This is a genomic window from Streptococcus sanguinis SK355 (assembly GCF_000212855.1).
GTDB lineage: Bacteria > Bacillota > Bacilli > Lactobacillales > Streptococcaceae > Streptococcus > Streptococcus sanguinis_A.
Genome location: NZ_GL890993.1, coordinates 1,608,289 through 1,619,516 on the forward strand (window position 1 = coordinate 1,608,289; position 11,228 = coordinate 1,619,516).

Here is an 11,228-nt window from a genome sequence, read left to right on the forward strand (position 1 = left end):
ATCCATCCGAGTTAGATAAAAAAACAATTTGTAACTTTTTTGTAATGAAAGTAGACAAAAAGCAGATAATTGCCACTAAAAAAAGTAGTTCACAAAGAGTCAATTATAATATTTTATGTTATAATTGATATGTATATGTCATATTCGCTTATCATATACAAACACATTCATTTTTAGTTTGGTAATAAATCTTGATTTAGAATCGACTGAAAATGAGGGGGTAGACAGGTGATGGTGTGCCTGCCAGCATTTGTCAAAAATAAAATTTAAAAAGAAGGAGGACCGCATTCAAGGTGAAACAAACTTATCATAAAGTGTCTCATGCTCTGATGACTTTGCTGCTTTTGGTATCAACCTTTATTCCCTTGTTAAGCTCAAGTCCTAGGGTTTCTGCTGCAGAGTTAGGTGATGGCGACTATCAACTAACTACAAACGTCACTATTAATACTAATCCTTTAAAGGATACAGGCTACGGTGAAGGTAAATTTTACATTGCTCCGACCTATACATTTGCAGATAGCAAAGTATTAAATAATGGTGATACCATGGTTTATCGAGTTCCATCACAGTTCAAAATTGAGCGAACTTTGGAGGAAAACATAAGCGCACCGGATGGCACTGTTGTTGCCAAGTTAGTGACAGATCCTGTTACCAATACAGCAACCATTACTGTCACAAATGCTGAGTATTTTGCGAAAATGTCAGATACCAAGCGTATTCAATCTTCTTTCACAGTGGTTTGGGCTGATAATATGCCTTATGACCAAGAACAAGAAGTTAACTTTCCGGGTGCTAGGACTTACAAGCTGAAGCGTATCAAGGTTGATGAGGAGCCTCAGGGTTATTCCAAGTGGGGTGTTCAGGATTCTAAGGATCCAAACTACGTCAACTGGCGTATTCGTGTCAATCGCGATGTCCAAAATCTTGGTCAAGTTGTCATTGAGGACGCTATTCCAGAAGATCAAGAACTGGATGAAGAGACAGGGATTAAAGGTTACTACTTTACTGAGTGGGAAGGTGCTTCTGGCACACGTCAATCATTTAATTCGAGCCAGATTGTGACAGTCACAGACTCCAATCATTTCACAGTTAATGCTGGGGAATTGAATGGAAGAGGGATTTATGTTATTTACCGGACTCGTTTGACTGAGCCAGTAGATAAGGTAACCAAAAAAGCCTTTAACGATGTAACCGTTACGTCTAATGGGCAAAAGATGCCTGATTTGTTAGCACGTCCATTTGCACCTTTGACAACTCTTGATGGTGTCGGGGAAGGTACTCGTTCGGATGAAGTTATCTTCAAAGTCAAAAAGGAATTGACTGGCCGCAATTTGGAGGATGGTGAATTTACTTTTGATTTGATCAATAAGGATGACAACGATAAAGTTGTTCAAACGGTAACCAATAAAGCTGGTGCCGTAACCTTTAAGAAACTTCGTTTCAAAAAAGAGGGAACCTTTAACTATGTCATTCGTGAACGAGCAAGCAATCTGCCAGGTGTGACAAACGATGCCAATTCAGACATCAATGTTACTGTTACTGTAACAGACAACAACGGCGTTAAGACAGCAGCGGTTAATTATGACCGTGAGGCTTTCACCAATACCTACAAGTTAGAGCCAGCAACTGCAGCGATTACCGCTAAGAAAGTTCTGGATGGTAAAGCACTTGAAGCTGGAAAGTATACTTTCAAACTGACTGAGGTTGGCGGAAATAACGTGGAACTTCAAGCAACAAATGATGCCAATGGTAATATCAAGTTTCCTGAAATCAACTATGATAAAGAAGGCACTTATACTTACAAGCTGACGGAAGTAGCTGGAAATGAAGCTGGAGTGACTTACGATAGCGCAGAGCATACAGTGACTGTCACAGTGACTGCAAGCAAGGGCAAGTTGGAAGCTACCGTCGAAGGTAATAATCCAGTATTCACAAACACTTATAAAGACTATGGTGTTAGCTATGAGTTTCTCAGCAGCAATGCAGCCTATCCAAATCTGCCAAAAGAAGTAACTGATTTGCTTCCAGCAGATGCTAATCGCTACACTAGTGGTATTAATGTAGACGCTAAGCAACCTGCTAGAACAAGTGTTACAGTTACTGAAGGCACATGGACTTTCGAAGGCTATGCGGAAACGAATAGCCAGACTGTTGCGGATAAGGACCTTAAATTTACTGGTAAATGGAATTTCACTCCAGCACCGAAATATAAGGCGACTTATGAATTTGTAAGCGCAGATCCGAATCGTAGCTTGCCAGAAGAAGTCACAGCATTGCTACCGAATGATGCCACTGAATATGCAGACGGTGCTGCCGTTCAAGCGGTTCAGCCAGCTAAGAAAACTGTTGAAGCAAGTGATGGTACTTGGAAATTCCTCAAATATGACGCAGATAGTAAAACTATTGCAGGCGCAGATGTCAAATTTACAGGCACATGGACATTTGAAGCTAGACGTCCACAAGGACCAGGTACACCGCCACCTTCTTCAGGTTCGACACCACCATCATCATCTGGTGATAAACCAGGCGTTTCGACTGATAGAACCCCAGGTAATTCATCAGATAAAGATGGAAAAGATGTTACTGGATCAGGAACTGGCAAAAAAGTTTTGCCGAAAACTGGCAGCGAAACATCTATCTTTGCGATAGCAGCAGGATCGGCTCTGATTCTTTTATCAACTCTTGTCTATCGTTTCAAAAAAGCTAATTAATATTAGCCAAACGAATCATCTCAGCTAGCTGAGATGATTTTTTCTTGTCTTTGTCATCATCTATTTTTGATAATGTGCTGACGATTAAACTTATAAACTCTAAAATAAGCAGTCATTCAAATCGATGTTTTTACGGTGGCTGATATTTGCTAAGCTTGATTTTACAGTCAATGAATACTTGAAAATAAAAGTGAATTCTTGTTTTATAAAGAAGATTTGTTATAATAAAATAAGAAAAAGTTTCTTTGTTTAAAGGGAGATGTTGATGAAAAATAAGAAGTTTAAGGTGATTCCTTTTTTGCCCCTAGTTTTGTATCTACTGGTGTATTTGTACGGTTATTCGGGAATTGAGCCAGAGCCGGGGGTTGCTTATGGTTATCTTTACCTTTTTCTTTTTTAGTTCCTGTTGTCATTGCTTATTTTGTACTTGCTGTTATGAATTTTGCAACACTCATGGGGGAAGTTACTTATTTATTCAAAGGACAGCTGCTAGGACATCTCTATCGGCTTTACTTTTCTATCTTTTTCTTTTTGATTTTGTTTTGCGGTCTTAATTATTATCAGTTGATAGCTCCATACGGCCCTCAGATGAAAATTAGTGCTAAAGAATCTTATAATCCACTAGCACCTTATGCCATTCCTCTCTTGCTTTTTCTCTTAGGATTGTTGGGCAATCTTTTCTTTTGGGAGTTGCAAAATATTGAAGTTCAGGAGGAGAAAGAGTAGCAGTACGGCGATAGTAATTGAGGTGTCATAATTTCTCAAAATCATTAAAAGCCTGCTGAAAATCTATTTGCTCAGGCTTTCTTTGTGCTATAATAAAGAAAAACGATGAGGAGACATTCATGAATCAAACTGTTCAATATTTACAAGAATTAACGGCTATCCCTTCCCCAACAGGCTTTACGGCTGAGGTGGCAGACTATTTGGTACACACGCTGGAAGGATTGGGCTATGAGCCTGTCCGGACCAATAAAGGCGGTGTTCATGTTGTAGTTAAGGGCGAAAATGATACCCAGCATCGGGTAGTGACTGCCCATGTGGATACTCTTGGTGCTATTGTCCGTGCGATTAAGTCTGATGGGCGTCTTAAGCTGGATCGGATCGGCGGTTTCCCATGGAATATGATTGAAGGAGAAAACTGTCTAGTCCATGTGGCCAGCAGTGGCAAGACCGTCAATGGGACTATCTTAGTTCACCAGACTTCCTGCCATGTCTATAAAGATGCTGGAACGGTTGAGCGAACTCAGGACAATATGGAAGTCCGTTTGGATGAAAAGGTGACGAGTGAGAAAGAAACGCGGGATTTAGGAATCGAAGTAGGGGATTTTATTTCCTTTGATCCGCGTACCACTGTTACCGAGTCAGGCTTTATCAAGTCCCGCTTTCTAGATGACAAGGTCAGCGCAGCTATTTTGCTCAATCTTTTGCGCGTTTATAAAGAGGAAGCTATTCAGCTGCCGGTGACGACTCATTTTGCTTTCAGTGTCTTTGAAGAGGTTGGTCATGGGGCTAATTCCAGCCTGCCGGCTCAAGCGGTGGAGTATCTAGCGGTTGATATGGGCGCTATGGGTGACGATCAGCAGACGGATGAGTATACGGTTTCCATCTGTGTCAAGGATGCATCAGGACCTTATCACTATGGATTCCGCCAGCACTTGGTCAAGTTGGCTAAGGAGCAGGACATTCCTTACAAACTGGACATCTATCCATTCTACGGGTCAGATGCCTCTGCAGCCATGAGTGCAGGAGCAGAAGTCAAGCATGCCCTGTTAGGTGCTGGCATCGAATCCAGTCACTCTTATGAGCGAACCCATATCGATTCGGTTTTCGCGACAGAGCGCATGGTGGATGCTTATCTAAGAAGTGGATTGGTGGTAATCAGTAACTAGTACTAGTGTGTAGTTAATAAAGTATAATTAACTTCTGAAATTAGATGGGAAGCATTCTATGACACTTATAAATAAAACAATCTTGGCTAACAAAATTTTAAATGAATTAAGATATAACAAAAGATACATGTATAATTGGGTTCAATGGTTTGGAGTTGTAGAAGGTGATTTTACTGAAATTAGAAAATTTTTGGAAGTTCAAATTGAAAAAGTTATTAAAGAAATAGAATACTCAACGTTTGATGTGGAACAGTGTGCTATTGATGCAATTCCGTTGTTTAAAAAAATTGATCTTTCTAAGGAAAAATCAGATAAAAAAAACAAAGAATCTTTTGAAGAGAAGCGAGAAAAAAATGTCATTAGTTTCTCTGCGGAAAATAAAATAAAAGGAGATATAAAATATAATCTTTTTTTACACTCTGATTTGAAGATAATGATATTAGGAGCTATTTGGGTGGACATTATAGGTAGAGATTTAGATAAAAATAATTTACCTAATTATATATATGCAAACAGAGTTTCTCAAAATACTAGTTCCATTTTTAAACCATATTTTAGAGCATATTCTGATTTTCGAGATGCAAGTTTTTCAGAAGTAAAAACTTTGATAGAAAAAAATAAAACGGGTATTTTAGTTCAAACTGACTTAAGTAGGTGCTTTTATTCTGTTAATATAAAAAAATTGAGAAATGAGATTAATTCATTACTTGAAGATAATAGGGCAGATGAAACTGTAATAAAATTAAATACTTATGTCTTTGAAGTTATAGAAAAATATAATAATTTACCGCTGGTCAAAGAATACATTAATAAAATGGCTCCATCTTCATTAGAGAATAAAAAAGTTCTTCCTATAGGTTTTTTTCCAAGTAATGTATTGATTAATATTTATCTCAGAGGGTTGGATATGAAGATACAATCTAGACAAAATCCTATTCAATATGGAAGATATGTTGATGATATTTCTTTTGTTATCGTCAAAGAAATTGCAAATGACAATAAAAATAAAATTGTAGATGGTATTCAAAATGAATTAAATCAAATAAAGGAGGAATTAGAAGAAAAAGGATTTTATATAAATCTTAATTCGGAAAAAACTTTGTTTTTTGTTATAAGTGAGAAGAATGATGTAAATTATTTAAAGAAATTTGAAAAAGAAACCTCAAGATTATCTAGTGATAATCATAGGATTATTGATCCGATAGAGTTTGAAGATGAATTTGACAAAGCATATATCTTAACGAAAGATATTACAAAATTATCAGATTTATTTACAATATCTAAAGATAAAAAGCATTTAAGTAGGATAATTTCGACAGTTTTTTACTCTATTTTTGGAACTATGAGAAAAGAAAATCATAGAAATAATATTGAGTTATCAAAAAAATTTATTAAGTACTTTTATGATTTTGTTGATGATGAATTTTTCTTGGAACTATATGATTACTGGTACCAGCTATGTACAATAGAAAAAAATTCTCAGAATTTGGAAGTGGTAGATGAGAAATTCAAAAAGGTATCTATGTTTTATAATAAATTGGAAAATATTAAAAGTATCAAAGATGAGTCAATAAATGATTTTGTAAAATATTATGAAGACTTATTAGATAAATCATTTTTTGAAGTGGACAACAAATTGTTTATTAGTTTACAAGATAATTTCAGGAAACCAAGGTATAAATATGATGATAACAAATATCTACATAATTATGAAATTCAGTTAAAAGAATTGTACAAAATATTTAAACACATCGGTGAAGAAAGTTTTCAGGAATCAATAAAAAAAGGTAGTGAGGATAAAACTAACTATTTTAAAAAGCTTAATGAGTTGATTGGGGACTGGAATAAAGAAAATGGCTATCCTAAGAAAAAAGATGTAGTTGTAGAAGACTATGAGCAAAAGTCAATTCTTCGATTTGCTCAAGCGAACCTCTATTCCTATGATAATAGATTGGAGACATTTCTTAAAACATCGGAAAATTTATCGTCTTTATCAGATATTGTAACTGTTTTAAATTTATCTGATAAATACAATGCAGACATTATCTCTTTTCCAGAGCAAGGAATTAGCATAGAGGATATTGTTACTATAGTGAGACATGCAGTAAAAACGAAAACTCTAATAGTTGGAGGCTTGGATTTTATATTCGTCAATGGGAGAGTTTTAAATTTATCTGTTGTTGTTGTCCCAATAAAGATAATAATTGATGGCATTGAATACAAAGATGCTCATATACAGTTAATTCCCAAAATATACCCGTCTCCTAAAGAATACGATATATTTAGGCATAGAAAACCTCAGAAGTACCATCTTAATTGGAGAATGCATATTCCGAAGGAAAAATTTAATCATACTTTTAAATTCAGAGGATATGAACATGCTTTTTTAAATTGTTATGAAGCTACATCAATAGACCTAAAATATGAGATTTCTAAAAAAGAACCCTTTATTATACATTTAATCACTAACAATAGGGATATAAAGTATTATTATCAAATTTCTGAGAGTCTCTCGAGAGATTTAATGGCTGTCACAAGTATAACGAATTACTCTAAATTAGGGGGAGTTCGGATTTTCGTCCCATATAAAGAAGAATATAAACGTAAGGTGTCTAGTCATAAAGGTGCCAAAAATACTCATGTAGATATCTGTGATGTAAACTTGGAAGATATAAATGATAAGCGAATTAATAATTTAAATCAGAACATGAAAGAAAACCCTCCAAAATATTATTATAGAAACTTAGAGTAGAGGAGTATTATGATTAGCAAACTCAAAGAATACGGACCAACTACATTAGCATGGTTTGGCGGACTACAATTTTTACAGCCAATGCTACCTAGTAATTCCCTTATATACTTGTGTTCACAAGCCCTTATACTTGTTTTTTCTATAATAGTTGCGGTCATCTATAAAATAAATCATAAATATAAATTTATTAGCTCAACAAACAAGTTGAAATTAGAAATTTATTATGACAATATTTTTAAATCAAAATATGATAGTTTTGTAAGAGTGATTGCGACAGATAGTTTTCTTACAGTAGATGAGAAAAGAATCAGTTCAAAATCTGTTTATTCTTACTTTCTTAGGACAATCAACACGGACAATCTGAAAAAAATTAGAGAGGATAACAATCAAATTGTAAAGTTTCATAATAACAATCTTGAGTATTATTTAGTCAAAATTGCTGATTTTGATTTAAATGATAAAATGGTATTAAGTGATGTGAGGGATTATTTTTCGATTCTATATAAGCTTTGTGAATATATCGAAAACAATGCGAAAGGGAGAAAAATCCTTTGTCCTGTTTTAGGCGGGAGAATAAGCTTTAAAAATTCTACTCCTACCAGCTCTGATAGGCTCAATTTAATGAAATTAGCATTTGAGACCTATGATTTTAAAAGAGAAATTGATATAACAATACTTGTAAAAAAAGATAATACTAGACCTAAAAAGTATGATTTCTAATATTTTAAAAAATCCTGCTATATTATTTGGTTTTTAGTATACATATAAAGCCTAATTAAGCTTAGAATTGCAATTAAATAATAGAAAGGTCCGAAAGTGCACTAGAGCATTTTTTGGATTTTTTGGCTCTTTGTCAACTGTAGTGGGTTGATGTCAGCTAACATCGGGAGAGGATCAATTTGTTCCTCTCCTTTTTAATATCCAAAGCGATGAGGATTCTGGTTTTAAAGTTGTCAAAGTTTCGAAAACCAAAAGCATTTCTTTTGATGACTTTGATAAGGTTGTTAGTTGATTCTAGTTTTGCGTTTGAGTAGGGAAGCTCCAGAGCGTTCATGATTTCTTCCTTCTCTTTCAAAAAAGTCTGAAAGATCGGATTGACACAAGAAATCTTTTCTTCAATGAGACCAAAGAAATGCTGAGCTTGTTTCTCTTGAAAATGAAAAAGCAAGAGTTGATACAGCTCATAATGATTTCGGAGTTCTTGAGAGAAAGAGAGCAGTTTTTCTAGAATCTCTTTGTTGGTTAAATGTATGCGAAAAGTTGGGCGATAAAAGCGTTTATTGCTGAGTTTCCGACTGTCTTGTTGCATCAGTTTCCAGTATCGTTTGATTGCCTTGTACTCGTGAGATTTTCAGTCGCATTGATTCATGATTTGGATGTGCAGACGGTTCATAGCCCGGCTTAGGTGTTGTACAATGTGAAACCGATCAAGGACGATTTTAGCAGAAGGAAATAGCTGTCTGGCGATGTCGTAGTAGGGGCTAAACATATTAATGGTAATGACCTTGATGCGGTTTCTGGTTTGTCTGGAGTATCTTAGGAAGTGATTGTGAATAGTAGCTTGAGTCCGTCCGTCTAAGATAGCTAGGATGTTATTTGAGTCGAAATCCTGTGCAATAAAACTCATTTTCCCCTTCTTGAAGCTGTATTCATCCCAAGACATGTGAGTTGGCAAGCGGTTGAGGTCCGTCTTGAACTTAAACTCTTTTAGTTTGCGAATAACAGTGGATGTGGAGACAACCAAGCTTTCAGCGATGGCTGTCATAGGGACATTCTCAATTAGTTTTTGAGCGATTTTCTGGTTGACGATGGTTGAGATTTGGTGATTCTTCTGGACGAGGGAACTATCAGCGACAGCCATTTTCCTGCAGACTTGACAGCGGAAACGGCATTTCTTTAACCGAATGAGAGTTTTGTATCCTGCACATTCTAAGAAGGGGATTTTAGATTCTTTTTGAAAATCATATTTAGTCATTTGTCCTTGGCAGCGAGGGCATTTAGGTGCAGAATAATCTAGCTTAGCAATAACTTCTTTATGTGTCCCTGAGTCCTTGTAATCTAACATGATAATATTTTTGTCTTTCATTCTGAGAAGGTTTGTGGTAAAATTTAACTGTTCCATGAGATTCTTTCTAATGATGGTTTCGTCGCTTTTCATTATAGACCTTATGGGGCTTTTTTCTACAATAAAAAGGCTCTATAATCCCTACGGTGAATTTACCAACTACAAAATTATAGAGCCCTTTTTAAATAATAAAGTAATATTATATACAATAAATTCAAAAGATATATTTTTATTTCAGTGACCAAACACTAACTGATTTTTCCTCCACAGGAAATTCTCCCCAGCCTTGGTCGTCAACGGTTACGATTTGTGAGCTGTTGCCTAGATAGTCGCTGAATTCTCTGCCAGCCCATTCTGGACCGACCAGCATGGATTTGCTGGCTGCTTGGTCATTGCTGACAACAACAGCGATTGGCTGACCATCGTCCATACCTTGGCGGGTCCAGCCGATACAGTTTGCATCGTCAAAGTAGTCGGTCTGCTCACCATAAGCAAGATTGATACGGATGTCTAGGAGTTTATCCAGTAGCTCTTGAAAGCTCTCTTGGGCAAATTCTCCGCTAATGCCATAGTAGTCTCCGTAAAAAACGCAGGGCAATCCGGCTTCTCTTAAAAGTATAAGAGCATAGGCAGCTGGTTTGAACCATTCTTCGACAGTAGATTCCAGAGCCTGACCTCTCTGAGTATCGTGGTTGTCCACAAAGGTTACAGCTGATTCAGGATGATTCTTTGCAAGTGTCTGATCAAAAATAGTTCGCAGGTCATAGTCTGCTCCAGATTTGCTGGCATCAAATAAATTCTGATGGAGCTTGACATCGACTAGGTCAAAGCGGTAGTCAATACTTTCTAGATAATCGTTATTGGCTGTTTCATTCCCATTCCAAAATTCACCAAAGACATAGAAATCATCGCCGTATTTCTCAGTAATATCACGGATGAAATTCTTCATAAAGAAGGAATCAATGTGCTTAACAGCATCTAAGCGAAAGCCATGTACACCAGTGCTTTCAATAAACCAATGAGCCCAGTCGTAGAGATTTTGGATGACTTCGGGATGCTTGAAATCAATATCCGCATACATGAGATAGTCGTAGTTGCCATTCTCATTGTCCACTAGCTCATCATCTGCCCAACCTTTATTGTCGCCTTGGATGAGAAAAATGCCTGACTTGTTGTTTTTTGCATCATAGTCAGTGCCGGTGAAGTGGTACCAGTGCCATTCGAAGTCATTGTAAGCTTTTTTGCGGCCTGAGAAGACAAACTTAGTCCAGCCTTTAATCTCGAAAGGTTCTGACAAGACCTTTGTGCGGTCGTTAGGATCAACTTCAACAACGGTAAAGCGCTCTTTATAGTCAGCTGCGGCCTTGTGATTGAGGACCACATCTGCAATCGCTTCGATGCCGTTCTGTCCAAGCACCTCAATTGCTCGGAGGTATTCTTCTTTCAATCCATACTTGGAGCGTACGGTTCCTTTTTGGTCAAACTCTCCTAAATCAAAGAGGTCATATACGCCATATCCGACATCATTAGAGCTGGTTCCCTTGAAAGCCGGCGGCATCCAGACCTTGCGAATTCCTTTCGCTGCTAAGTTAGGTGCGTCTTCTGCCAAGCGATTCCAATGCTGACCGTCATCTGGCAGATACCATTCAAAATACTGCATTAAGGTTTGGTTTTCCATATAAATTCTCCTCTTCATTCTCACTGATTGGCTTTATTGTACCAAAAGAAGCAGAAAGGCGCAAACGTTTGCGTCTTTCTGCTTCTATAGATATTTTGACATTTCCATAGATAAAAGATAGAATAGATTG

Annotated in this window: 5 protein-coding genes and 2 pseudogenes; 5 read left to right on the plus strand and 2 right to left on the minus strand. The window is 36.6% G+C overall.

Annotated features, from left to right (window positions below):
- Nucleotides 1-293 precede the first annotated feature (293 nt).
- The 5 genes and pseudogenes from HMPREF9389_RS03645 to HMPREF9389_RS03630 all read left to right on the plus strand — a co-directional run bounded on the left by HMPREF9389_RS03645 (nt 294) and on the right by HMPREF9389_RS03630 (nt 8,075).
- Nucleotides 294-2,711: an SHIRT domain-containing protein gene (locus HMPREF9389_RS03645; protein WP_002930252.1), complete on the plus strand. Its 2,418-nt coding sequence runs from the start codon at nt 294-296 to the stop codon at nt 2,709-2,711.
- Between the two features lie 259 nt (nt 2,712-2,970).
- Nucleotides 2,971-3,437: pseudogene (locus HMPREF9389_RS12340) on the plus strand (ABC transporter permease).
- A gap of 119 nt (nt 3,438-3,556) precedes the next feature.
- Nucleotides 3,557-4,603, plus strand: a complete 1,047-nt coding sequence (locus HMPREF9389_RS03640; protein WP_002930260.1) for a M42 family metallopeptidase — start codon at nt 3,557-3,559, stop codon at nt 4,601-4,603.
- 58 nt (nt 4,604-4,661) lie between these two features.
- Nucleotides 4,662-7,355: an RNA-directed DNA polymerase gene (locus HMPREF9389_RS03635; RefSeq protein WP_002930262.1), complete on the plus strand. Its 2,694-nt coding sequence runs from the start codon at nt 4,662-4,664 to the stop codon at nt 7,353-7,355.
- A 9-nt stretch (nt 7,356-7,364) separates the two neighbouring features.
- Nucleotides 7,365-8,075 (plus strand): macro domain-containing protein, encoded by a 711-nt coding sequence (locus HMPREF9389_RS03630; protein WP_002930263.1) that lies wholly within the window; start codon nt 7,365-7,367, stop codon nt 8,073-8,075.
- A gap of 157 nt (nt 8,076-8,232) precedes the next feature.
- Here the strand turns inward: HMPREF9389_RS03630 and HMPREF9389_RS11795 are convergent.
- Nucleotides 8,233-9,477: pseudogene (locus HMPREF9389_RS11795) on the minus strand (ISL3 family transposase).
- Nucleotides 9,478-9,649: 172 nt separating this feature from the next.
- The gene (locus HMPREF9389_RS03615) at nt 9,650-11,116 is read right to left on the minus strand and encodes an alpha-amylase (protein WP_002930269.1); all 1,467 of its coding nucleotides are present in this window, start codon (nt 11,114-11,116) and stop codon (nt 9,650-9,652) included.
- Nucleotides 11,117-11,228: the final 112 nt, after the last annotated feature.